The following is a 24,171-nucleotide window of genomic DNA, read 5'->3' on the forward strand; positions in this document are numbered from 1 at the left end:
TAGGACCAGCAGTACCCAGCCTCATCAGGCGCCCGAGCAGCGACAATGGCTGCATGGCTGCCTTCCGCTCCGCTTTCGCCGCGCTCCTGCGTGCCTGGCGCGATCGTCTCTCCCCGGCCGACGCCGGCTTCACCGCGACGCCAGGCCGCCGCGCCCCGGGACTGCGCCGCGAGGAGCTCGCGCAGCTGGCAGGGCTGTCCGTCGACTACGTACTGCGCCTTGAGCAGGGACGCGCGAACAACCCGTCGGCCCAGGTCGTCGGCGCACTCGCCCGTGCCCTCCAGCTCTCCCGTACGGAACGCGACCAGCTCTACCGGAGCGCCGGTCTGCTGCCGCCGCAGGACGGAACGATCAGCACGCATGTGCCCCCTGGTGTCCAACGGCTCGGCGCGCGCCTCCGGGACGTTCCGATCGGCGTGTTCACCGCCGACTGGACGCTCGTGTGGTGGAACACCATGTGGAGTGCCTTGCACGGCGACCCCTCCGCGTTTCCGGCAGCCGAACGGAATCTCGCCCGCGCACTGTTCGGCACCGGAGCCGCCCACGCCGCGCTCCGTCCCGTCCGGTCCGAACGAGGCGAGGAGGCCTTCGCGGCGTCGATCGTCGCCGACCTCAGGGACGCCGTGTCCCGCTATCCTTCGGACGCCCAACTCGACCGCCTCGTACGAGAACTCCGGGAAACCTCCGGCGCTTTCGCGCACTACTGGGATACGGAGACGGTCGCAGCCCAGCACACGACCGAGCAGAAGACGATCCGGCATCCCGAGATCGGCGACATTCTCCTCGACTGCGACGTCCTCCTCGTCCCGGGCGCGGACCTGCGCATGGTGACCTACACAGCAGCGACCGGAAGCAGCGACGCGGGCAAGCTCGACCTTCTACGCGTCACAGGCAGCCCTGCCACTGCCGCACACCCACACCCGCACCCCTGACGGCAACAAGTCTGCGGCGGGGCGCTGCTGCCGCTGTTCGTACCGCTCGCCGGATCGCCCGCCGCCCGGCGGCCGGGCCGGTGTCCGAAAGGTCAGTGTCTTTCTTTCGGAGGCATGGTGTACCGGGGGCGGGGGCCGAGGTTCTGGTTGATCGTGGTGTGCAGGGCGGCCTGCAAGGTGGCTGCCGGGGTCAGGCAGCCGGCAGGGGTGCACGGCACGGCCCAGTGCGGGCCCGGAGGGTGCAGGCGGCTGCTGGGCGGTACGGTCACCCAGCTCGCCGTACCCAGCACCTGGACGGCGGCGAACTCGCAGAACGACCACTCCCGCGCGCTGCCCGGCTCGACGAGCCAGTAGAGCCTGCTGCCGTACGGGTCGCGGATGACCGCCCCGGACGAGGTGCCGAGCCGGGCCAGTACGCCCTCTCCGAGGTAGGCGGGTACGCGTACCGCGTCCCACCACTCCCCTGCGGGTAACAGCACGGCATCCAGGCCCTTCGGCAGTGGCCACCACACGGTCACGGCTTCTCCTGTGCTTCTTCAGCGACTTCGCCCGCTCCGGCACCGTCGCTTCTGGGGGTGACGCGTCCCCGCGCTGTCGGTCGCATCTCACGCTTCCTCGCGCACGTCACAGATGTCTTCACGTGTTGGGACGCGACCCACCCTGCCGACAGCGGCAACAGGAAAGTGTCACCAATGTGTGACACCCCGGTCGCGCACCGTGGCCACCTTGCTGTGCACTCCCGTAGTGCCGGCTGCGTGCCCGTCACCGGCAGAGCCACGCCGCCATGTTGTCCAGCGTGTCGGGCGTACGGCGGCGCTGCGCCACCAGGCCGTTGATGGTCTCGCGCGCTCCGGGGTGGTAACGGGTCTGCTCCGGCGCCAGTTTGCGAGCCGTGACCACGGACTCCAGCGCGGCGTCGCAGCGCCCGGTCTCCATCTCGGCCCGTGCGCGGTCCACATAGAAGTGCGCTCTGCGGGACATCGGCCAGCCGTTCGGAAGGCGGACACTACGGGACTTCTCCAGCGCCTTGCCGTAGCGCCGCATCTCGACCTGTGCGGACACCTCGTGCACCGCCACATTGGCCGGTCCGAAGCTCAGCCAGTACACCCGTTCCGCCTCACCGGTGCGCTCCGCGTAGGAGGCGGCATCCCGCAGATGACTCTCCACAGCATCCGCATCGTGCGCACGGGCCGCGATGACGCTGGCGCCCAGGTGCAACTGTCCCTGTACGACGAGAGTTTCTCGGGCCTCCCGGTCGGCACTGTCGACGCGGGAGAGTGCCCTGTGGCCGGCGTCGATGAGACGAAGACCGATGGTGTGCTCGCCCTCCCGGAAATAGGTGAGTGCGCGCATGTACTGCCGTACGGCGGCCAGCAGCGGATCGGAACCGCGTTCGGCGGCCCAGCCGAGCCGGTCGAGAGCGATGGTCGCCAGGTCATAGAAACCGAGCTTGGTGGCGATGTCGTGAGCCGTGCGGTACGCCGAACCGAGCGTCTGCCACAGCGCGGTGCTGGGGCTGCGGTGCACGGCTACGGTGACCTCGGCGATGAGGGAGGGCAGCGCGTGCGCCGCCTTGCTGAGCTGGGTGGCGCGCACCATCCGGCACAGATCGTCGGCCTGTGCGGCGAGTTCGGCAGGCGTCCTTGCGCCGCGTGGGCCGTCGTGCGGATCGTGCGGGCCCTCCTGCCCTCCGTACGGACCCGCGTGCCCCCTGTGCGGCTCGTGAGGGTCGTGCAGGTCGTACAGATCGAGTGATTCGCGGATGGGACGGATGAGAGCGGCGAGCCGGTCCTGCTGGAGCTCGGTGACGTAGGGCTGGCCCGTCAGCACTGTCACATCGATACGCAGCACCCGCGCCACGGCCGAGACCAGATCGGGCGAGGCGTTCTTGCGGCCCTCCTCCACCTGTCGTAACAGGCTGTAGGAGTAGGGCAGCCGGGCGGCAAGACCGCGCTGGGTCAGTCCGGCCAGCTTGCGTTGGTGGGCGATGCGGACGCCCGCGTGTTCCTCTTGCAGCCCGCGCATCCGCGACTCCGTTCCTCGATGCCCGGCACCGTACGCACGGCGTGCGGCAGCGATGCTTTTCGGACGGGAGCACCACCCGATCGGGTTCCATCGAGTTGCACAGGCGCGGCACGGTGTGAAAAGGGGCGCAGCGCGGTGTGAGAAGCGAAGACGCGGCAGCCGCAGGCTTCGTGGTGGGATGCGCGTATGGCCTCATCCGTCCTGTATCTGCTCGGTTGCGCGGCACCACCTGTGCTGCGGATTGCCGATGTCGTCGACGACGCCCAACGCGCGGGCTGGGACGTGTGTCTGGGGCTCACCCCCACCGCCGCGCACTGGCTGGCGGACCAACTGCCCGCACTGGAGCAGCAGTCCGGGCACCCGGTCCGGTCCCGCTACAAGCTGCCCGGACAGTCCGACGCCTGGCCACCCGCAACAGCGGCACTGATGGCACCCGCCACGTTCAACACCGTCAACCAGTGGGCGCTCGGAATCACGGAGAAGTTCATCGTCGGTTTCGCCGCCGAGGCGATCGGCAAGGGCATCCCACTGGTGACGATGCCGTGCGTGAACGCCGCCTACGCCCGCCACCCCCAGTTCGCGCACTCCCTGGAGACGCTGCGCCGGTCCGACGTACGGGTGCTGTACGGCGAGGGCGGCTTCGTGCCGAACGCCCCGGGCGAGGGCCGCCCTGACGCCTTCCCATGGGGGCAAGCACTGCGGGCCACGGCCGAAGCCGTGGCAGACGCCAGGGAAGCCGCCGCGGAGGACGCCGGAGAGGGCGCCGGAGAGGCGCGGGCACCCCGCCTCGACGACGCGGGGTGACCGTGGACTGCCCGGGGTCAACCGGCTGATCGCTTCCACAGTGACGGGCAAACCCGCGGAGCTGGCGGAGCTGACGCGGTGACGTACTGAGGCGTCACCGTGCAGAAGTGGCAAGAAATCTTTCCGTACAAGCGATGAGTTCTGGCAACGGGTCCGGTCTACTACTGCGTGGAGCCTTTCGCCCCCTGTAAGAAAGCGAAAGCCCATAACCCATGACATAGACCGACCGTCAGTACGCGCAGCAGAGCGCAGAGAAGAGGACCTCATGTCCCGGAAGATCTTCGTCAACCTGCCGGTGAAGGACCTGGACCGCAGCGTCGACTTCTTCACCAAGTGCGGCTTCTCGTTCAACCCGCAGTTCACGGACGAGAACGCCACCTGCATGGTCGTCAGCGAGGACATCTTCGTGATGCTGCTGGTCGAGCCGTTCTTCAAGTCCTTCTCGAAGCGGGAGATCCCCGACACCGCGCAGTCCAGTGAGGTGCTGGTCGCGCTGTCGGGCGACAGCCGTGAGGACGTCGACCAGCTGGTGGACGCCGCGCTGGCCGCGGGCGGCGGGGCGCACGGCGATCCGCAGGAGGAGGGCCCGATGTACGGGCGCTCCTTCACCGACCCGGACGGCCACATCTGGGAGGTCATGTGGATGGACCCGGCGGCCCTCGAGGGCTGACCGGCCCGCCGGCAGCCGCTGCCGCCCACGGCTGTCGGCCGGCCGGAGGCCGCCGGTGCGGCTCCCGCCGTCACCGCCTCAGCGGAAGTCCTCCGCATGGTCCCGGGCCCACTGCGCGAAGGTGCGCCCGGGCCTGCCGGTGAGCTGCTCGACGCCCGGGGAGACCTCGGCGGGAACGTCGACCGAGACAGCAGCGAGGTCGAGCAGCGCATCGGCGATCCCCGCGGGAGTACCGGCAGCGATCATGTCCGCGCGGGCCTCCTCCTGCGGGATCTCGTCGAACCGCAACTCCCGCCCTGTGGCCTCCGCGATGAGGCTCAGCTGATCGGCCTGGGTCAGCGACTCGGGGCCCGTCAGTACGGGGGTGGGACCTGCCCCCAGTGCCCCGGTCAGCGCGAGGGCGGCGACGTCCGCGATGTCGTCCTCATGGATGGGCGCAGCGTGCGCACGGGCGTGGGCGGCCCGCAGCACGCCGTCCCGCCGCAGTGCGTCCGCCCACGCGAGGGTGTTGGTGGCGAACATGCCGGGCCGCACATGCGTGCACTCCATACCGGCTGCCGCCGCCGCGGCCTCCACCTCGCCCTCCAGTGCCCGGTGATGCTCCGCGATGGGGTTGTCCGGGTTCATGGGCAGGGACGAGGCGACGACCGAGGACGACGAGAGGGTCACCACCCGGCCCACCCCCCGCTCGGCCGCGATCCGCAGCAGTTCACCGGCGCCGCCCCAGAAGGCGGCGGGGTTCAGGAAGACGGCGGAGACACCGTCCAGCGCGGCGTTCAGATCGTCGGCCGCCACCGGTGTCGCACCGTCGGGCAGCCGGGCGCGGTCCGGGTTCCTCGTCAGTCCGCGGACCTTGTGTCCCTCGGCGGTCAGACGGGCGACGAGCGGACGGCCGACGTTCCCGGTCGCTCCGGTCACCAGAATCATGCTGTTCTCCATTGCAACGTTGCTTCCTGGCACGCGGGTTCACGTGCGAGTGCGTGATGGTTTTGGCGCGGCGGCGCCCACTGCGCCGGCACGCTCAGGATGGCAACTTTCAACCAGCCGGATGAAGAAGTCAACCAGATAGATGAAGATGCGCGAGCAGCCGTTACGCTGGACGCCGTGAGCGACAACCCCGGCCCCTCTCCCGACGCGACTTCCGACGAGGCTTCCGACGCGCGCCCCGCGTCCGCCGATGCGCGCTCCCCGCGCCGTACGCCCCGCCCGGAAGCCCGCAAACTCGACCCGGAGCGCTCCTGCCGACGGCTGCTGGAAGCGGCGCTGGACGAGTTCGCCGCCAAAGGGTTCGCCGGGGCACGGGTGCAGGACATCGCCGACCGGGCAGGGCTCAACAAGCAGCTGATCGCCTACTACTTCGGCGGCAAGGAAGGGCTCTGGAACGAGCTGAGCCGACGCTGGACCGAGCGCGAGGAGTCGTTCAACAAGCCGGACGCCCCGCTGGACGAGGTGATGGCGCACTATCTGCACGAAGCCCTCGACGACCCCCGCGGCTCCCGGCTGAACGCCTGGGTGGGGCTGACCGGCAGTGGTCCGGAGACCGGACGCGAGGACCTGTCGGACCTCGACCGCCGCAAGGCCGCCGGAGAAATCGCGGAGGAGCTCGACACGGGCGCCGTCCTCCTGCTGCTGATGGGCGCGGTCGCCGCACCTGTGGTGACGCCGCACCTGGTCCGCTCGGTCGTGGGCATGGACCCGCAGTCGCCCGAATTCCGGGAGTTCTACACCGAACAGCTGCGCCGGATCGTCCGCCGCCTCGGCTGAGAGGACACTCCCGACGACACGCGGAAGACGACGACACGGGGAAGACACCGTCCACTGCCACCGTTGAACCGGGCCAGAGGAGGCACTAATCCGTCCCGGCAGAGGAGGCACCCATGTCGATCCAGCTGAACCACACGATCGTGTACGCCAGCGACAAGAGGCGCTCCGCGGAGTTCCTCGCCGGTCTGCTGGGGCTTCAGGTGCGACCGCAGTACGGACCGTTCCTGCCGGTCGTCACCGCCAACGACGTGGCTCTGGATTTCGCCGACGCCGGGGAGAATCCGGTCACGCCGCAGCACTACGCCTTCCTCGTCTCAGAGGAGGAGTTCGACGCCGTCTTCGGCCGGATCAAGGAGGCGGGACTCACCTACTACGCCGACCCCGGGCGCACCCGCCCCGGCGAGATCAACCACAACGACGGGGGCCGCGGCGTCTACTGGACGGACCCTGACGGGCATGTGCTGGAGATCATCACCCGCCACTACGGCGGCGAAGAGCCCTCCTGAGCACCCTCGCGGCGAGCCCTCACAGCCCTCACAAGGAGTCCTCGCCGCAGTCCCTCAGTCCCCCTTGCCGCCGTCGTCCGGCCCTTCGGGGCACGGTGTGCCGCGCGGCAGCTTGTAGGGGGCCGCGATGCGGTAGACGCCCGGGCGCGGCGCGTCCAGCTCCGTCCAGGTGTCCAGCACCGGCTTGTCCTTGCCCTCCGGCGGCGGGCCTCCGAACGTCGGTTCGGCCTTGCGCAGACAGCCGTTGACGTTGCCGCCGTACTGGGTGGGCGGCGCCAGCCGCTCCCCGTCCTTGTCGACCAGCCCGAGCCACGGCGAGTACGGCACCCGCACCAGCACCCGCCCGCTCTCCCGTACGCGCACGGTCACGCTCTCCGCGTCGGCGCGCTGCACGGACGCCGAGGCGTCGACCATCGGCACCGGGTCCTTGACCCGGAAGAGCCGCCAGCTGTCGTCGGACCAGACCTCCTTCAGATACGGCTGGCCCTCCCCCACCAGCTTCGCCTCGGCAACGCCGCCCGGTATGTCGGGCGGGTCGGCGGGGAGGACGACGTAGTGCACGGCCCAGCGGCGCAGCCACGCGTAGTAGCGCTCGGAGCTGAGGTTCTCCTCGTAGAAGAGCGGGTTGCGCTCCAGGTCGGCCTGCCGGTTCCAGCCGCGGGCGAGATTGACGTACGGAGCCAGCGCCGAGGCCTCCCGGTGGCTGTTGACGGGGACGACCTCGACCCGCGCCCGGTCCGCGTCGGCCTTGCGGAGCTGGGCGAGCAGCGGCTTCAACTCGCGGGACCAGTCGGTGTCCGGCGTCGTGTAGAGCACGTCCCAGGTGGGCTTGCCGATCTGCCAGCCGAAGGTCACCAGCAGTGCCAGCGCCATGGCCAGCCCGCGGCGGGACTTCCAGGGCCGCCACCCGGTCCCCACCACGATCGGCACCGCAGCCAGCAGCGCCACCCCGCCGAACAACAGCCCGAGCCGTTCCACGTTCGAGCCGACCTGCGAAGGTATCGCCCAGGTCAGCACAATCCCCAGGGCGTATATGGCACCGCCCACCCGCACGGCCATCCACGTCTTGGGGACGAGCAGTGCGACCGCGACGGCGCCCAGCACGGGGAAGATCAGCGATACGAACGGCATCGGCTGCACACCCGTGAACGGGAAGAGCAGCGCCGAGCAGGCCACGACGGCCGGCGGCGGCAGAGCGACCGCGAACATAGCAGCGGGCCTGCGCGCCAGCAGCAGCGAAGCCGCCACAACTTCGAGGAACAGCCCGGCGACAGGACTGGCCGCGGTGGCGAGCGCCGCCAGCAGCACAGCGAGCGCCGCCCGCAGATAGCGCGCGAGCCGGCTGGCGCGCCCACCCCGCCAGCGCGCGGGCCACGTCCACACCACGGCGACGGCACCCAGCCCGAACAGCACGCCCAGCGCGAAGGTGACCCGCCCGGAGGCAGCGTTGCACGCGAAGGCGAAGGCGCCCCACAGCGAGGGCAGCAGCGGCTTGGGCACCGTCCGTGCGAGAAGCAGCGACAGCAGTCCCGCCGAGAGCACCCCGGAGATGATCAGCGTCGTACGGACACCGATCACGGCCATCAGGTAGGGCGAGATGGCGCTGTACGAGAACGGATGCAGCCCGCCGTACCAGGCGAGGTTGTACGCGGAACCCGGGTGCTGCCCCGCGAACTCGGCCCAGGCGTCCTGCGCGGCCAGATCCCCGCCCCCGCTGGCCAGCAGCCAGAGCCACAGCAGATGCAGGACCCCCGCGACCGCCAGCGTGATGCCGACGACGATCAGCGGCGAGGACACCACGCCCCGGCGCCCTGTCTTGTCGGCACCTTCGCCGACTGCCGGTCCGGCACCTTCGGCGGCAACGCCGGATCCGACGAGACCTTCGGCGTCGGCGGCACCGTCCGCTGCGGCGTCTGCTTCCATAGCGTCTTCTGCTGCGTCGGCATCCGCTTCAGCCGCATCGTCCGCCGAAACGTCCGTCCTCGGCCGCTTCCTCCCCTGGCGTTGGCCGGGCAGGGGTGCGCGAACGGGGCCCGTGGCGTTGTCGCCCGGGCTTCCGGCTATCTCACCGGCGCCGGGGTCAGGATCCGACTCCGGCGTCCGCGGTGGGTGCACAGTGGCCACTGCGCTCTCTCCCCGTCCTCCCGTACGGATGTGCGGCTCAGGATCCGCATGACGTTACCGGACGACACCCCCGAGCTCGCCGCCGCCCCGCGCCCCGCAGCTCGCCGTTGGGCGAGCGGGGGGCGCGGGGCGCTCGGGCGAGCCGTGAGCCGGACATGCCGACGGAACGGGGGACGCGGCGCGGGGCCGAAAGGTTCAGCCGACGCGGGTCAGCTTGTCCCCGAACCCGGGCTCGGTGAGGTCGTCCTGGACGGCGACGGGGACCTTCACCTGGCCCGGCCCGTCCCCTGCGGTGAGGGTGCCGACCTTGGTGCCGGGACCGGCCTTGTGCGGAATGGCCTTGCCGTTGTCGGTCAGCTCCAGCTCGACCTTCAGGCCCGGCCAGCCCACGGCCGTCACGTCCTTCGTGGCCACGACGGGGGTCTTGCCGCCCAGCTGGTCGTCGACATAGCCGACGACCTGGCCCTTCTTGACCACCTTCTTGGCCGTCAGCGCGTCCTGACCGGCGTCGATCAGCTTCTTGCTGGCGGCCAGCACGGTGTCCAGGATCGATGGCTCGTACTGCCCGAGCACGGCGCCGATGATCAGCTGCTTGGTGCCGCCGATCTCCTTCTCGGCCGCGAACAGCAGATTGCCGCCCGCCTTGGTCGTCGTGCCCGTCTTGATGCCGACGACGCCGTCCATCGGGACCAGCCGGTTCCAGTTCGGCTGCGTCTTGCCGTTGGTGTCCTCGTACTGCGGCTGCCGCACGACCTCGCGGAACAGCGGGCTCTCCATCACCTTCTTGCCCAGCTTGACCTGGTCGGCCGCGGTGCTGACCGTCGAAGCCGTCAGACCGCTGGGGTCGGTGTAGTGGGAGTTGGTCATGCCCAGATCCTTGGCGGCGGCGTTCATCTTCTTCACGAACGCCTTCTCCGAGCCCGCGTCCCAACGCGCCAGCAGCCGCGCCACGTTGTTCGCGGATGCGATCATGATCGCATCCATCGCTTCCCGCTGCGAGATCTTCTGACCCGCCTTGACGTTCACGGTCGACTCGTTCTGCGCGCTCAGCCCGGCCTCTTCCTCGGCCTTCTGGTCGACGGGGATCATCTTGCCCTTCGACCCCTTCTTCACCGGGTGGTCACGCAGGATGACGTAGGCCGTCATCACCTTCGCAACGCTGGCGATCGGCACCGGCTTCTGCTTGCCGTACGAGCCGAACGACCCCAGCCCGGCCACGTCGATCACGGCCTGCCCCTCCGAGGGCCAGGGCATCGACGGCTTGGAGCCCTCGAACGTGTACGTTCCGGCAGCCGTCATCGACAGCTCGGGGTTCGGCAGCGGACGCACCGCCTGCACGACGACGAAGACCACCGCGAGCAGGAGCACCAGCGGCGTCCAGATCTTCACCCGTCGGGTGATCGTCCGCAGCGGTGTCTCGGGCGGCGGCGGGCTGTTGGTGAGCTGCGCCAGCAGATCCAGCGGCTGCGGCTGCTGACCGGCGCCGTCCGCCTCCGGACTGCCCGGCATCGGCTGCTGCCGCGTACGCTCCGGCTCGCTCTCGGCGGCACCGGGCGCCTCCGGCGGGGCCTGTGGGGCACCCGTGGGGCGCGGCGGGGCCGACGACCACGGGTTCGCGGGCGGCGCCGAGGGCGCCGACGCGGGCTTGTCGGGTGCCGTGGGCGCTGCCGCTGCCGGTGTGCCCGACTTGGCAGGGGTACGCGGCTCGTCGGCGGACCGGAGGGGGACGAACTGGCTGGTCCGCTCGGCGTCCGACTCCGCGCTGCTGCCCTTGTCCGGGCCGGAGCCGCCCTTGGGAGCGCTTCGGTCGTCCTTCTGGCCGCCCCGGCTGCCCTTCTGGCCGCCCAGGTCGTCCAGCTTCCGGGGGTCGGGAGCGCCGGAGGGAGTGGCTGAACCCTTTCTCCCGGGCTCTTCCGACTTCTTCTGCTTCTCGCTCTTTTCTGACTTTTCGGGCGCTTCCGGCTTCTCGCCCTCTTCGGGCTTCGCCGACTTCCCGCTCGCACCGTCCTTGCCCGTGCCGCCGGCGTCCCGCTTGACGTCGGTGGTGCGGAAGACCGCTGTCGGCTGATCGACGGCGGGCTTCGCCTTGGTGCCGGAACCGGCGCTGCTGTCCGGGTCGGACTTCTCGTCCTCGTCGGTGCCCTTGGCGTCCTTGGTGTCCTTGGGCGCACCGAAGAACGCCGAGGTCAGGCGCTCGGCGCGGTCGGCCGCCGCGGTGTCGTCGTCCTTGCCCGAACGGTCGCTCTCGCGCCGTACGACCCCGAACATCGCGGTGGGCGCGTCACCCTGCGGGGCCGGCTCGGCGCCCCTCTCTGCGCCCTTCCCCGCGTCCTTGCCGGACCCGCTGTCGGACTCGGCACCGGCACCGGCGTCGGAGTCCGCGTCGGAGTCGGAGTCGGCCCCGGCCTCCGCCGGCTTCGGCCGGACGGGGAGGTCCGTGGAGGCAGCGCCCATGCTGGTCCCTCCGGCGTCCTCGCCCGCGCTCTTGCCGTCGCCGTCGCTCTTGCCGTCACTCTCAGGGGTCTTCGCGTCCTCGGCGCCGTCGACGCCCTCAGGGCCCGCCGGGGTGCCGTCGCCCGCGACCCAGGCGGCCACGGCCGACTTCAGCCGCTCGTCACCGTCGTCGCCCTCGGCCCGTTCCTCGCCGCCCTCGCCCGACTCGCGCCGGTCGCTCTCGGGTGCCTCGTCCGCCGCTGCCTCGTCCGACATCTCTGCCGCGTCTGCCGTCTCGTCCGGGTCCGCCGGCTCGTCCGGCTCGCCCGCGGGGGACGCGGGAGCGGGGATCTTCGAGGACTTCGCGTCCTGGGTCGCCGTACCGGAGCCGTTCTGGCCGTTCCGGGTCCCGGAGGTGTTCGACCCTTCCTTTTCGGCCGTCTCGTCGGGGCGTGCAACCGTCCCGCCGCTCCCCGTCGTCTCCCCCGACGACCTCTCCCGCTCCGACCTGTCGGGGGATTCGCCCGCCACCAATGCCTCCTGATGCTGCTGCTCGCCGCTCGCCATACCAGTTAACAGTGTCCTTGCACCGAGGGCGCCACCGGCGTGGCGGCGCTCCCCCGGAGGGCTGCCTCAGCGGCCTCCCCAGCGGCAGACGAGAACGACATACCTACTGGTTCCCGCCCATAACGACCGTGCACTCTCGACAGACCATTGTGAGAGGGGTCACCCTGTCATTCATCCACGCGGGGAGGCATGGATGGGCAGGAGCCGCAGAACAATTCCCGAGGAGCTTCTGTTGCTCGCCCTGGACCCGGCCACGGGTACCACGGCGCAGCCGCAGTCGCTTGACCTCGGCCTGGCCGGAGCACAGCTAGTGGAGCTGGCTCTGGCAGGACGGATAGCCCCTGATGGGGATCGTATCGCCGTGGTACTGCCACGGCCGACCGGAGATCCGACCCTGGACTCCGCATTGGAACTGCTGCGCAGGCGCGGCAGTCCGGTGCGCGCTGTCCACTGGATCGGCGGGCCCCGATTGGGGCTGCGCCAAACCTATCTCACACATCTGGAGCGGTGCGGCATGGTGCACGCCGTTTCCGGCCAGATGTGCGGAGTACTGCCGACGACGCGCTACCAGGCGACGGAGACGGCCATCAGCCGGGAGATCAGGGCCCGGCTCGACACCGCGATCCGCACCGGCGTACCACCGGACCCGCGGACTGCGGCGCTCGCCGCGCTGGCCCATGCGGTCGGTCTCGGCAAGCATCTCTACCCCGGTAACGAGGGACGGTCGTGCCGTTCCCGGCTGCGGGACCTGATCAGGCACGACCCGATGGGCGGCCTCGTCGCACACGCGGTGATGGACGTGCAGAACGGTGTCGGTGCGCAGCCGCGGCGGGCCCAGGCGGGTGCGCCGAGCGGACCCTCTTCGGGACGTTCGGCAACTCGGGCGACGGCGTCCGCTACCGGTCCGGCACGGCACGTGTCGGAGCAGACGCGGCACATGGCGGGCGGCATGGTCCGGGCAGGAGCACGCTGACCGTCCCGCACGGTTCCCGGCAGCACACACGGACACCGCGCACCACGCGAGTACGGGCCGCGCCCCACGCTCGGCACGTACGCGCAGAGCACTACGCGCGTGGCTGAGCGGCGGCGTGCGTCGACTGCCGGGAGTGCCGTCGGGTCGCCGGGCAGGAAGCGGAACGCATGGGCGGGATGCGAATCCGGCCGTTGGGAACAACGGCCGGATTCGCATCCCGCGCGTGCGGTTTTTGGCAACTGCTGTACTCAACCCCGCACTCTCTGTTGCCATTTTCCAGCGCGAGCGCACATGTTGGTGGCAATCTGCTGGAGTAGTCGTACTTACACGGAGGTGCGGTCCCGTGGCGTCGAACGTCAACCCCACAGTCCGGCGTCGCCGACTGGGCCAGGAATTGCGCCGCCTGCGCGAGCAACGGAACATGACGGCCGAGGAGGTCGCGGACCGGCTGCTGGTGTCCCAGTCGAAGATCAGCAGGCTGGAGAACGGCAGGCGCAGCATCAGCCAGCGGGACGTACGCGATCTGTGCGGGGTCTACGAGGTCGAGGACCGGCGGATAGTCGACTCCCTGATGCAGATGGCGAAGGAATCGCGCCAGCAGGGGTGGTGGCACGCGTTCGGCGACATCCCCTACAGCGTCTACATCGGCCTGGAGACCGACGCCGCCTCGCTGCGCGTCTACGAACCCCAGGTCGTGCCGGGGCTTTTGCAGACGCAGCCGTACGCGGAAGCCGTCGTCGCCGGCGCGCTGCCGGAGGCCACGGCGGCGGACATCGAGCGGCGGGTACAGGTGCGTATGCGCCGCCAGGAACGCATCAAGGACGAACGCAACCCGCTGCGGCTGTGGGCGGTGCTGGACGAGTCGGTGCTGCGCCGCGAGGTGGGCGGTAAGCACACGATGGCCGAGCAGCTCGAATACCTCAACGAGATGTCGCAGCAGCCCCATGTGACGCTCCAGGTGATGCCGTTCTCGATGGGCGCGCACCCGGGGGTGAACGGGCAGTACGCCATTCTCGAGTTCCCGGAGGCCACGGACTCGACCGTCATCTACCTGGAGGGGGTCACCAGCGACCTCTATCTGGAGAAGGCCAACGACGTGCAGAACTACAGCGTCATGTATGAGCATCTGCGGGCGCAGGCGCTGAACCCGGACCAGACCCGGGAGTTCATCGAGACCGTGGCCAAGGAGTACGCCCGCGGCTGAGACGCCGGGGCTGGGAAGAAAGCACCGCGGAACTGTGACGGCCCGGCAATCGCCGGGCCGTCTGGCATGTGCCGGAAGAGGATGCCGAAAAAGGCGGGAAGGTTACACCGCAGCACACCGCGATGTGAAGAGCTGCTTGGAATATGCCATCCGGTTGAGTGAACGGCTCCTTCGTGCGCCCGAATCGCCGCGTAATGTCGTTCACACGTCAGGAGACAACCCGGAACAACCGGAGCAGACATGCCGATTCAGCAGGGAAACACCCACGCGTGGACCAAGTCCAGCTACTCGACCGGCAACGGTGCCTGCGTGGAGGTGAAATCACCGGCAGTGCGCACGGTGGCGGTGCGTGACTCGAAAGAGCCGCAGGGTCCCGCGCTCAGCTTCCGGCCGGAGGCATGGGGCGCGTTCGTGACCCAGGTCGGCGCCGGGGAGTCCGGTATCCGTCAGGCCTGAGGCCGCGCGCCGGAAATCCGTATGGCGTCGGCGGTGGCACGCCCCCGAAGTGCCGCCCGGTGACGCACCAGTGACACAAGAGCCCTCTCGACTGGTCCGCCGTCCCGGCCGAGGGGGCTCGGCTCTGCCGCCAACGCTCAGTGCAGCCGGTCGTCTCAGCGGAGCTGGTCCACATAGGTGTCCGTGCCCGGGATCGTCGGGATGAAGGGCGCGACCAGTTCCGTCCTCCCCAGCCCGGAGTCGGCGACGGCTTCGTCCAGGCCCGTGAAACATGCCTCCCAGCTCTCGCGCGGGTCCTCTTGGAGAAACCACAGCAGGGTCAGCCGGGTGCCGGTTCCCTCCACCTGCTTCACGTACGACATCCGGTCGACGGGCAGCGGGGTGGGACGGAAGACGGTGACCATGGCGGCCGGAGAGTCCTTGAGACGGGACGGGAGGTGGCGGGCTCGCAGCCACTCCAGTAATTCGGCCCGCTCGCCGGGGCCGGCCGCGTCGACGACCTGGAGCACCAGGCCCTGGTAGGGGTGGTCGAGTGCGTGGTGGTCGCGGGGACCGGCGGCGCCGTCGCGGTAGACGGTGGTCTGGTGGTCCTGGAAGCTTGTAAAGACATGGGTGCGGTCGCGGTAGACGCGCCCGTCGCGGTTGAGACGCTTGTTGATGGCGACGGTCCACCGCATGTGTTCGCCGTAGCGCCCCTCGGTGATCCAGTACGTCGACAGATAGCACCCCGTGGTGACCGGCTGCGCGACAGCGGACTCGGCCGGATAGCGCAGCAGTTGGAGGTCCCGGGTGGCCACCCAGCGGCGGCCCGCGTAGATCCAGGGCATGGCCATGGCGCCCGCGATGTAGTGGTCGTCCTCGTACCAGCGGTTGTACGCGTACTCATGGCCCGGGTGCGGTTCCACCATCGTGATGAGGGCGTGCCCGGGGCGCACTCCGTAGGGGCCGACGGAGGCCAGTTCGGCGTAGCCGGCGTGGGTGTCAGCGGGTGGTTCGGCAGGTGTTCCGGTCGTCGGCTCGGTCGCTGGGTCGGTCGCTGGGTCGGTCGGGGTCTCCATCGGGGTTCCTCCGGCTCGTCGGCTCCCGTACGGTGTCTCCGACCGGTCTACCTGACTGGGCGTCAGAATCCGAGACCCCGGCAGGCCGGGACCCACCTCGTATGGAGCTGAGCGGGAGGCGATCCGGCGTGCTGCTTGCGGACAGGACCGTGGTGGTGTCGGGAGTCGGCGCCGGGCTCGGGCATGAGGTGGCCGCCGCCTGTGTACGGGAGGGTGCCCGCGTTGTGCTCGGCGCCCGTACGGAGGCGAACCTGGCGGCCTGCGCCGCCGCCGTCGACCCCGACGGCGCGCACAGCGCCTACCGGACCGTGGATATCCGGGACGAGGAGCAGTGCGCGGCGCTCGCCGCGCTGGCCCGGGAGCGCTTCGGCGGTATCGACGCTGTTGTGCATGTCGCGGCACTCGACACCGTCATGGGCGGGCTCGACGGCGCCGACCTCGCGGAGTGGCAGCGCGTGCTGGACGTCAATCTGCTGGGGACGCTGCGGATGACCCGGGCCTGCCTGCCCGCGCTGAAGGCGGCCGGGGCCGAGCGAGGTGACGGCTCCGTCGTGATGATCGGCACCCAGTCCTCCGTCGCCCCGCCCACGCAGGTGCAGCAGGCCGCCTACGCCGCCTCCAAGGGCGCCCTCGTCTCGGCCATGTACTCCCTCGCCCGCGAACTGGGCCCGCACGGGGTGCGGGTCAACACCGTGCAGCCCGGCTGGATGTGGGGCCCGATGGTGGAGGGGTACGTGGCGTGGACGGCCGAGTCGGAAGGGGTGGCGCCCGAGGTGGTGCGGGGGCGGCTGGAGGAGCGGATGGCGTTGCCGAGGATGGCGGAGGACGGGGATGTCGCCGAGGCCGCGGTGTTCTTCGCTTCCGGGCGGGCGCGCGGGATCACCGGACAGTGCCTGCTGGTGAACGCGGGAGAACTCATGCGGTAGCCGGCGTGCCCGCCGGCTCACGGAAGTGCCGTACGACCTGTGCCGCGACCGCACGTGCCGCGCGGGAGGGCCGGCGGCGTCCGTGGCGTGCCAGGTGGACGGAGATGTCCGGGAGGGCGGGGCCGCGCACTGCGGTGAGCCGGCCGCCGTCCAGCGATCCGGCCACGTTGGCCTGCGGGAGGACCGTCAGACCGAGCCCCGCTGCGACGCAGGAGCGGGCGGCTTCGATGCTGCCGAACCGGGTCAGCCGAGGCCGGGCACCGGCGACCGCCTGGAGCCGTTCGGCCAGCCAGTCGCTGTAGGAACAGCCCTGCTCATGGAGGAAGAAGTGCTCCCGCGCCAGTTCGTGCCATGTCACCGGCCGTGCGCGGCCGGCGAGGGGGTGGTCCGGGGCGCACAGCAGAGCCAGGGACTGGCCGGCAACACGCTCGGCCGCGATGCCAGGGAAGTCGACCTGCTCCTCCAGCAGCAGCGCACAGTCCAGTCGTCCCGCCCGGAGTCCTTCCACGGCAGTGGTCGTCCCGCACGGTTCCAGATGCACTTCCACCTCGGGATGGAGTCCGCGCAGCGCGGTGATCACGCCCGGCAGATGGGCCGAGCAGAGGGTCTCGCCCGCGCCCACCACCACCGTCCCGCTGACCGGGCCGCCCTCGGTGGCCGCGGCGAACAACCGTGACTCGGCCTCCAGCACCTCTTCGGCCAGGGTGAGCAGCCGCCGTCCCGCCTCGGTGAGCAGCGCGCCTGTGGGCAGCCGGTCGAAGAGCCGGGTGCCCAACGCCTTCTCCAGGGCTCTGATCTGCACGGTCACCGTGGACTGGGCGAGCTGCAGCTCGGCAGCGGCGCCGGTGAAGCTTTCCGTCCTGGCGAGCGCGGTGAAAGTCTGGAGCAGCCGGGTGTCCATGGCCGGACCCTAACAAGCCATCGGAGACTTCGATCGCTTTTATGCATATCTATCGTTGGCAATAATGCGGCGCAGGTGGAAAGGTGAGGTCATGACTTCCTCAGCGGCGACAACGCCCACAGCAGCCACTCCTGCTACCGCGGATACCGATGTCCTTCGCTATACCGCGTTCACCTCCGACCCCAGCGGCGGGAATCCGGCCGGAGTCGTTCTCGACGCCGCGGGACTCGACGAGCAGCAGATGCTGGCGATCGCCGCCGAGGTCGGTTATTCGGAGACCGCTTTCGTCACCGCCTGGGACACCCGGCAACGCCGATTCACGCTCCGCTACTTCAGCCCGCTGGCCGAGGTCGCCTTCTGCGGGCACGCCACCGTCGCCGTATCGGTGGAGCTCGCCGAGCGGATCGGCACCGGCGAGCTGGTCTTCGACACTCCTGCCGGGGAGATCAGGGTGGGGACCGTGGCCGACGGCAACGGTGCCGTGCGGGCGACGCTCACCAGCGTCCCCACCCGGTCCCGCCCCGCTCTGGACGCCGAGGTGGATGCCACACTCGCGGCGCTGGGGTGGGCGAGGGCCGACCTCGACGCGGCACTGCCGCCGCACGTCGCCTTCGGCGGCAACGAGCATCTTGTGCTCGCGGCCGGCTCCCGTGCCCGACTGGCCGAGCTGGGCTACGACTTCGAGGCGCTGGCCGATGTCATGCGGCAGTACGGCTGGACGACGGTGCACCTGGTGTGGCGCGAGAGCGACGACCGCTTCCACGCACGTGACCCGTTCCCCGTCGGCGGTGTCGTCGAGGACCCGGCCACCGGAGCCGCAGCCGCCGCGTTCGGAGGCTATCTGCGCACGCTCGGCCTGCTGCCCGCATCGGGCGTGGTCGCCATCCGCCAGGGCGAGGACATGGGACGGCCCAGCGATCTCACCGTCCAGGCGGGGCCGGAGGACGCACGGGTGCGCGTCTCCGGCCACGCCGTACCGGTCACCGGTTGATCAATGACGCACCGCTCACTCGCTCCCTTGATGCCCGTACCGCCGCTCGAACAGCAGCGGTACGGGCATGGAGGGAACTACCGCCAGATGGCTGGTGGAGCGGTGGTTCGCGGCCTGCGGGAGACTGGGCAGTTTCGCCGCTTCCAGGGGGAGGCGGGGTGACTTGCGCTCGTGCCAGAGGCCCGGCACGAAGAGGCTGCGGCCCGCTCTGGGGCGGGTGGCCCGGAGCACCAGCGGGGTCGCGGCCAGCTCCGCCACCGCCTCCTTGAAGCGGGTCGGCTTCCAGCCTGTCCACGCCTTCACATTTCGGTCCGTCGGATCCGGGAGGGCCAGCAGCATCAGGTGCAGGGCCGCCGCGTCCTCGCTCAGACCGTGCTGCTCCGCACACCGGGTCACCAACCGCGGGACGGAGCGGGCCGGATGCTGCTCCCAGCCGACGGGCAGGTCGGCATCAGCGGCCAGATGCTCGCCCAGCGCCGCGAAGTCCTCGCTCAGCAGCAGCCTGAGGTCCGCCAGGGCCGGCAGCCCAGAGGGGGTCGGCAGCCACTGGGAGGGCAGGACGGCGTCCAGGTAGCTGTCCAGCGCTTCGAGCACCGGATCGTCGGCGCCTGACAGCTGTGCCGGATCCACATACAGATGACGGACATCGTGCGTCCTGTCCTCCGCCTCCGTCACGGCAGGGTGCGCGGTGAGCCCGTCGGTGGGCGGCGGGTCGCCCATCAGGTAGTTGCTCTGTACGGAGAAGACCCGAAGCGGGCCCGGGCCCGCCGACAGCTCCTCGCGGAGCCGGGATATGGCCGCTCCGACCGCCGGGCGCAGCGGATCACCCGCGGGGGTGCGGTAGGCGAGCCAGGTGGCGAGGCGCGGCAGCGCGAGCAGTTCGGGCTTGGGGCTGAGAGGTACGCCGGTGGCGAGGCAGTCCGCACCGGCGGCGATCCGGCCCAGCAGCGCAGAGCGCCGCAGCGGCGGCCACCACGGGCTGTCGGCGTCGTGGGTCGGAGGGGTGCTGGGGGGCAGAGGGGCGCTGGGGGACGAGGGGGTGGCGGCGGACGAAGAGGCGCTGGCGGACGACGAGCTGGCGGCGGACGAGGAGATGCCGGGGGACGAAGAGGCGCTGGCGGGCGCAGGGGTGGTGGACGCAGGGGCGCCGACGGGCGAAGAGGCGCTGGCGGACGAAGAAGTGCCGACGGACGACGGGGTGGCGGACGCAGGGCTTTCAGGGGACTGGCCGGTGCCGTCGGTCCGGGGTTCCGCTTCGGTGATCCGGCGGCGGGTGGCGGACTCGCCCGTGGGGGCGGCGAGTTCTTTCTCGGCCAGCGGCATCAGGGCACGCGGTGGGGGCAGCGGCCTGCCGATCTCGCTCAGCCACCATTCGGCGCCGCGCCGCACGTCCGGGCCCTCGGTCCACAGCTGTTCGGGGTCGTCGGGCAGCAGCCTGTCGTAGAGCACCGCAAGGTGTTCGGGGCTGAGGAAGTGGGCGAGTGCGTCCAGCGCCCTCTCGTTCTCCCGTGCCGGCACCTTCCACCGCTGGGCTCCGTAGGCCGCCGTGACACTGAAGGTGGGCTGTCCGACGCCCTGGTGCGGTGCGGAGGGCAGCGCTCCGCGCAGCAGCGCTGCTGCCTCCGGGACGGAGAGACCGAGCCGGTCGGCGAAGTCGGCGGCCAGTTCTGGGCGGGCCGGGGCCGGGCCGTGCTTCTCGTACAGCTCGGTGAAGCGTGCCAACCAGCTGAGCGGCCGCGCGGGTTCCAGCACCCGGGCCCACACCGGTTCGAGGCCCGCGGCGGCGAGCGGGCCGGCTGCGGGGAAGTCGCCCGCGGGCGCGTACTCCAGCATCCGCAGCGGAACGACGTTCCGGCCCGGCGGTACCCGCCTGCGCTCCCGGACCACCACAGCGGCCGAGGTCTCGGTGCGGATCGGCTGGTTGAACAGCGCGTTCAACTTCATGACCGTGGACGGTGCCAGCGCGTACTCGACGATCCGCCACTCGCCCGGGGCATCCGCCGCGAACGGCCAGCCCGCGTACTGAGCCAGTTCCGCCACGATGTTCTTGGGGTCCCGGGTGGTGCCCATCGAGACGCGCAGGGCTTCCAGGAAGGCGTGGCCGTGGAGGTGCCCGATGCTGAGCCGCTGCCAGGCGTTGTCCTGCTGCTCGCTGCCCTGCCTCAGGTCGCCGTCCCAGGGCGGGGTGTCGGAGGCCGCCAGCCGCATCAGCCGACGGGCGAGCGCCTGCCAGGAGTTGTCCTGCTCGGGGGCGGGCGCAGGTGCCGGGGCCCGCTCGGCGTCCGGCGTGAAGCGGCGCACCAGCCGGGCCTGTCCTTCGAGGCAGTTGGCCGCCATCACCAGGAGGTGGCTGATCCGGTGGAAGCCGGCACCCGCCTCCTGCCAGGTGGCGCCATGGGTGAGCTCGGGCAGTTCGTCGCGGAGCAGCACGAAGTTGTCGCCCCTGGCCCCGTCGCCCGGGCTGAGGTGTTCCGTCTTCAGCTTTGCGACGGTCTTCTCCACCCGCTCCCGGTCCAGCTGGGGCGGCAGCTCCCGCATCAGCAGCCCGATGACGTCGACCGCCGCGAACTCGCGGGCCGCCTCGGCGTCCTTGAGCAGCTGGTCGACCGCGCCTCCGACGTGGACGAAGCGGCCCAAGATCAGCACCAGTCCGTCAAAGTCCACCCCGGCGCGCAGCCGCTCCCGCTCGCGGGCGCACCAGGCACGCAGCTCCTCGTGGCCGACCCAGGTGGCGTACAGATGGCCGATCCCGCCCCAGCCCTTGGTCTGGTGCGGGTTGTACCAGCGGTTGGAGGACATGCCGTCGGTCGCCGTGCCGTTCGGCCCCACCGTCATGTCGAGGTCGGCGCGCATCCATGCGCGCACCTCGCGCTGGAAGCGTTCGTCGGCCAGCAGGTGGCGCAGCTCGGGGCGGCGCGAGACCAGCAGGTTGTACGGGGAGGCGGTGGCCAGCCGCTCCGGTGGGTCGCTGACCGGGACGCCGTACTCCAGGAGCAGATCCATCAGGTCGAGGGGGATGCGCTGACGTTCTCTCCAGTCCCGGTACGTCCACTGCCGGAACTCGACCGGTACGCCGTCGGCGGCCGCTTTGGGGGCGACGCGCTCCGTCAACTCGTACATTTCCGGCCATGGAACGCCGTCCATGCCCCTCCGCACGTTGACGCAGTCCGTCAGCCAGGCCGCGGTCGCTCCGTGGGGCAGCCCGGGGCGCTCGCCGGTGAGCTGGGCGAGCGCTCCGGTTCGCTCCAGCAGGGCACGCCACAGCTCCGGCTGTCCCTTGGACGCGTAACCGCGGGGGCGCAGATCCCGGACTGCCGCGCGGACCGTCTCCCCGCAGCGCTCGACCAGCAGGTCGAGGGCGCGCCCTTTGCAGCAGCGGATCCAGAACTCGGTGTCGCCCAGCGAGAGCGCGCCGTCCTCGATCAGCTCGGCCATCATGGTGGCCAGCTCCTCGTCCGGGTCCTGTCCGGCCGCCTTGGCGAGCTTGCGGATGTCGGCCGCCAGCTGCGGGTGCAGTTCGCCGTGGCCGCGGCGCCTGGCGCGCACCACCGCACGGAAACGGGCCGACTGCTGTGCGCTCGCGGTGCCCTCGGCAGCCAGTTCGTTCACCCACGCGCGCAGCACCGTCGCGGAGAGGGCGCCCGCCTCGGCGTAGCGCAGAAAGCGGGAGTACAGCCAGGTGTGGTCGGGAGTGCGGCCGGAGTTGCGCTCGGTCTTGCGGGCCCGGCCGAACCAGGCCGCTGCCTCGGCTTCGAAATCCTTGCCGAGGGCGAAGTCGGCCATCTCGTCCAGCAGTGTGACCGCCAGCGCGGGCGCGGACTCCTCAAGCCCGGACAGGACGCGGTCCATGTCCTTCTTGAAGACGTATTCCCAGTCGCTGGTCTCGTACTGGAGGGCGCGGATCTTCTCCATGGCGAGGCGCTGCTGTTGCGGGTGGGCCGCCAGCACCCGCTCGGGGAAGGGCAGCCGGCCGTCCGGATCCGGGGACTCCTCCGGCAGACCGGTGGCGAAGAGGCGGTCGGGCAGCCAGCCGTCCTCGCCCATCAGCAGATCGCGGTAGGGCACCACGTCCTCAGGCAGCAGCTGGGTAAGGGTCAGCCCGTGCGGGCCCGTGTAGGTGCCGGCGAACAGGCCCTCCTCGCCGTGCTCCTCGGTCAGCGGCACCCCCGCGTCCTCCAGCGCGCGCCGCCACTCCGGGTCGGTCTCGGCCAGCTCGCGCGGGACGCGGGTGCCCGCCTTCGCCCACGCACCGGCCTGCGCCTCGCACGTCGTACGGTGCGCGCTCAGCGCTTTCCGTACGGCGATCAGGGAAAGCAGGCCGGGGTCGCCGGCGAGCTGGGCGGGTACCGTCTTCAGCTTCCGGCCCCGCGGATTGCGGTAGACGATCTCCAGACCGTCGTTCGTCAACTCCGCCGTGTAGCCGTCCTTCTCGACGCTCGCCGCCATGTGCTGCCGCCTTCCCCGCTTACCCCGTTGTCCCCGTTCGTCCCCGTCCGCCCGCCGTCAGGGCACAGGTGTTCCCTGAGCGATCTGCCGTACGGGGATCTTGAGACAACACTACGCACCGCCACCGACAGCCGTCGGCGCCTGTGGAAAACCTCGGTCAAGCGCGCGGATAGCGGGCCAGCCAGGCCGGGGAGGCCTCGCCAGGGCCGTGCAGCGCGGGGCCCTGGGTCATCTCCATGGCGAAGTCGTCGGCCAGCTCCAGAATCGTCGCGCGGCCCTCCAACTCGGCCACCCAGCCGGGCGGCAGGGAGGTCTCACCGTGCATGGCGCCCAGCAGGTTGCCGCAGATGGAGCCGGTCGAGTCGCTGTCCCCGCTGTGGTTGACGGCCAGCAGCAGGCCGTGCCGGACGTCCTCGGCGACCAGCGCGCAGTAGACGCCGATGGACAGCGCTTCCTCCGCCGTCCAGCCCTCACCCAGCGCCGCCACCCGCTCCGGGGACGGCATGCCCTGGCGGACGGCGCCCAGGGCACGTTTGAGCGCCTCGGTGGTCTCCTGGTGCCCCGGGCGGGCGGCGAGGTGCACCAGGGCGCGCTGGACGGCGGTGTCCAGATCGTCGCCCCGGGCGAGCGTATGGACGATCGCGGCGAACGCGCCAGCGGCCAGATACCCGGTGGGATGGCCGTGCGTCTGCGCGGCGCACTCGACGGCGAGCTGGAAGACCAGTGCGGGCTCCCAGCCCACCAGCAGCCCGAACGGCGCCGACCGCATGACCGTTCCGCAGCCCTTGGAGTCGGCGTTCTTCGGCTGCTCCAGGGTGCCCATCCGGGGGTCGGCCAGCCCGCTGAGGCAGGCGTTGCCGGGTGCGCGGCGGGCGTAGAGCCACTCTTCGCGGGCGAGCCAGCCGTCGTCGGCGCGGCGCTCGTCGGGGCCCCAGTCCCGCTGGGTGACCGCCCAGCGGCGGTAGGCGGCGTGCACATCGGTGGGCGGGTGCCAGGCGCCGGTGTCGCGGCGTACATGGGCGCGGATGAGGCCGTCGACGGTGAACAGCGCCATCTGGGTGTCGTCGGTGACGGCACCCCTGCGACCGTAGGCGGGCACATAGTCGGTGACGCCCTGCGGGCCCCACTTCTCCCGGATGGCGGCCAGCGAGTCGAATTCGACACCCGCGCCCAGCGCGTCGCCGATCGCGCCGCCCAGCAGACAGCCGCGCACCCTGCTGCGGAAGTCCTGCTGCTCGGCACGCCCCCATATGGCCGTCGCGCCACCGTCCCCGCCACCCGCACCTGTCACGATTCGCCAGCCCTCCTGAAGCTCGTGGCTCCCGCACTTTATTAAAGATCCGGCCGGACGGAGGGGGTCTGTCGGGAGCCGTCCGGCGCCCTGCCACCGG

Annotated in this window: 19 protein-coding genes; 10 read left to right on the forward strand and 9 right to left on the reverse strand. The window is 70.9% G+C overall.

The features are described 5' to 3' along the window. The first annotated feature begins 53 nt into the window (after positions 1-53). Positions 54-932, forward strand: a complete 879-nt coding sequence (locus ACQEU8_RS33525) for a helix-turn-helix transcriptional regulator (protein WP_433107839.1) — start codon at positions 54-56, stop codon at positions 930-932. 92 nt (positions 933-1,024) lie between these two features. On the opposite strand, the gene ACQEU8_RS33530 is transcribed toward ACQEU8_RS33525, so the two are convergent. Together ACQEU8_RS33530 and ACQEU8_RS33535 are read right to left on the reverse strand one after the other, a co-directional pair. Then, entirely contained in the window at positions 1,025-1,450 is a 426-nt protein-coding gene (locus ACQEU8_RS33530) for a hypothetical protein (RefSeq protein WP_433107841.1), read from the reverse strand. Between the two features lie 244 nt (positions 1,451-1,694). Further along, the gene (locus ACQEU8_RS33535; protein ID WP_433107843.1) at positions 1,695-2,957 is read right to left on the reverse strand and encodes a helix-turn-helix domain-containing protein; all 1,263 of its coding nucleotides are present in this window, start codon (positions 2,955-2,957) and stop codon (positions 1,695-1,697) included. Between the two features lie 186 nt (positions 2,958-3,143). Between ACQEU8_RS33535 and ACQEU8_RS33540 the strand changes: the two genes are divergently transcribed. Together ACQEU8_RS33540 and ACQEU8_RS33545 are read left to right on the forward strand one after the other, a co-directional pair. Further along, the gene (locus ACQEU8_RS33540) at positions 3,144-3,761 is read left to right on the forward strand and encodes a flavoprotein (protein ID WP_433107845.1); all 618 of its coding nucleotides are present in this window, start codon (positions 3,144-3,146) and stop codon (positions 3,759-3,761) included. A 265-nt stretch (positions 3,762-4,026) separates the two neighbouring features. After that, a complete protein-coding gene (locus ACQEU8_RS33545) occupies positions 4,027-4,431 on the forward strand; it encodes a VOC family protein (RefSeq protein ID WP_433107847.1) in 405 nt (134 codons plus the stop codon). A 78-nt stretch (positions 4,432-4,509) separates the two neighbouring features. Here the strand turns inward: ACQEU8_RS33545 and ACQEU8_RS33550 are convergent, their stop codons facing one another. Beyond that, a complete protein-coding gene (locus ACQEU8_RS33550; protein WP_433107849.1) occupies positions 4,510-5,358 on the reverse strand; it encodes an NAD(P)H-binding protein in 849 nt (282 codons plus the stop codon). 177 nt (positions 5,359-5,535) lie between these two features. On the opposite strand from ACQEU8_RS33550, the gene ACQEU8_RS33555 reads away from it, so the two are divergent. Both ACQEU8_RS33555 and ACQEU8_RS33560 read left to right on the forward strand, forming a co-directional pair. Beyond that, complete coding sequence (locus tag ACQEU8_RS33555) at positions 5,536-6,195, forward strand: TetR/AcrR family transcriptional regulator (protein ID WP_433107851.1); 660 nt, start codon at positions 5,536-5,538, stop codon at positions 6,193-6,195. A gap of 113 nt (positions 6,196-6,308) precedes the next feature. Then, positions 6,309-6,701, forward strand: a complete 393-nt coding sequence (locus ACQEU8_RS33560) for a VOC family protein (RefSeq protein ID WP_433107853.1) — start codon at positions 6,309-6,311, stop codon at positions 6,699-6,701. A gap of 54 nt (positions 6,702-6,755) precedes the next feature. Here the strand turns inward: ACQEU8_RS33560 and ACQEU8_RS33565 are convergent, their stop codons facing one another. Together ACQEU8_RS33565 and ACQEU8_RS33570 are read right to left on the reverse strand one after the other, a co-directional pair. Further along, the gene (locus ACQEU8_RS33565; protein WP_433107855.1) at positions 6,756-8,624 is read right to left on the reverse strand and encodes an MFS transporter; all 1,869 of its coding nucleotides are present in this window, start codon (positions 8,622-8,624) and stop codon (positions 6,756-6,758) included. A 396-nt stretch (positions 8,625-9,020) separates the two neighbouring features. Then, positions 9,021-11,825 carry a serine hydrolase gene (locus ACQEU8_RS33570; RefSeq protein WP_433107857.1) on the reverse strand — a complete coding sequence of 935 codons (2,805 nt, stop codon included), beginning with the start codon at positions 11,823-11,825 and terminating at the stop codon, positions 9,021-9,023. 193 nt (positions 11,826-12,018) lie between these two features. On the opposite strand from ACQEU8_RS33570, the gene ACQEU8_RS33575 reads away from it, so the two are divergent. The 3 genes from ACQEU8_RS33575 to ACQEU8_RS33585 all read left to right on the forward strand — a co-directional run bounded on the left by ACQEU8_RS33575 (position 12,019) and on the right by ACQEU8_RS33585 (position 14,458). Beyond that, positions 12,019-12,798: a GOLPH3/VPS74 family protein gene (locus ACQEU8_RS33575; RefSeq protein ID WP_433107859.1), complete on the forward strand. Its 780-nt coding sequence runs from the start codon at positions 12,019-12,021 to the stop codon at positions 12,796-12,798. A 343-nt stretch (positions 12,799-13,141) separates the two neighbouring features. Further along, on the forward strand, positions 13,142-14,002 hold the full coding sequence (locus tag ACQEU8_RS33580; protein WP_433107861.1) for a helix-turn-helix domain-containing protein: 861 nt from the start codon (positions 13,142-13,144) through the stop codon (positions 14,000-14,002). 240 nt (positions 14,003-14,242) lie between these two features. Further along, entirely contained in the window at positions 14,243-14,458 is a 216-nt protein-coding gene (locus tag ACQEU8_RS33585; RefSeq protein WP_433107863.1) for a DUF397 domain-containing protein, read from the forward strand. A 155-nt stretch (positions 14,459-14,613) separates the two neighbouring features. Here the strand turns inward: ACQEU8_RS33585 and ACQEU8_RS33590 are convergent, their stop codons facing one another. Further along, positions 14,614-15,516 (reverse strand): hypothetical protein, encoded by a 903-nt coding sequence (locus tag ACQEU8_RS33590; protein ID WP_433107865.1) that lies wholly within the window; start codon positions 15,514-15,516, stop codon positions 14,614-14,616. Between the two features lie 101 nt (positions 15,517-15,617). Between ACQEU8_RS33590 and ACQEU8_RS33595 the strand changes: the two genes are divergently transcribed. After that, positions 15,618-16,442: an SDR family oxidoreductase gene (locus ACQEU8_RS33595; protein WP_433107867.1), complete on the forward strand. Its 825-nt coding sequence runs from the start codon at positions 15,618-15,620 to the stop codon at positions 16,440-16,442. On the opposite strand, the gene ACQEU8_RS33600 is transcribed toward ACQEU8_RS33595, so the two are convergent. Further along, the gene (locus ACQEU8_RS33600) at positions 16,432-17,343 is read right to left on the reverse strand and encodes a LysR family transcriptional regulator (RefSeq protein WP_433107869.1); all 912 of its coding nucleotides are present in this window, start codon (positions 17,341-17,343) and stop codon (positions 16,432-16,434) included. The two genes, ACQEU8_RS33595 and ACQEU8_RS33600, sit on opposite strands and share 11 nt — an antisense overlap. A 91-nt stretch (positions 17,344-17,434) precedes the next feature. Between ACQEU8_RS33600 and ACQEU8_RS33605 the strand changes: the two genes are divergently transcribed. Beyond that, positions 17,435-18,334, forward strand: a complete 900-nt coding sequence (locus ACQEU8_RS33605) for a PhzF family phenazine biosynthesis isomerase (RefSeq protein WP_433107871.1) — start codon at positions 17,435-17,437, stop codon at positions 18,332-18,334. Positions 18,335-18,349: 15 nt separating this feature from the next. Here the strand turns inward: ACQEU8_RS33605 and ACQEU8_RS33610 are convergent, their stop codons facing one another. Together ACQEU8_RS33610 and ACQEU8_RS33615 are read right to left on the reverse strand one after the other, a co-directional pair. Continuing rightward, the gene (locus ACQEU8_RS33610; protein WP_433107873.1) at positions 18,350-22,780 is read right to left on the reverse strand and encodes a hypothetical protein; all 4,431 of its coding nucleotides are present in this window, start codon (positions 22,778-22,780) and stop codon (positions 18,350-18,352) included. A 157-nt stretch (positions 22,781-22,937) separates the two neighbouring features. Further along, positions 22,938-24,071, reverse strand: a complete 1,134-nt coding sequence (locus ACQEU8_RS33615) for an ADP-ribosylglycohydrolase family protein (protein ID WP_433107875.1) — start codon at positions 24,069-24,071, stop codon at positions 22,938-22,940. Between the last annotated feature and the right edge of the window lie 100 nt (positions 24,072-24,171).

The organism is Streptomyces sp. CA-250714, assembly GCF_050936705.1.
In the GTDB taxonomy this organism is placed as follows: domain Bacteria; phylum Actinomycetota; class Actinomycetes; order Streptomycetales; family Streptomycetaceae; genus Streptomyces.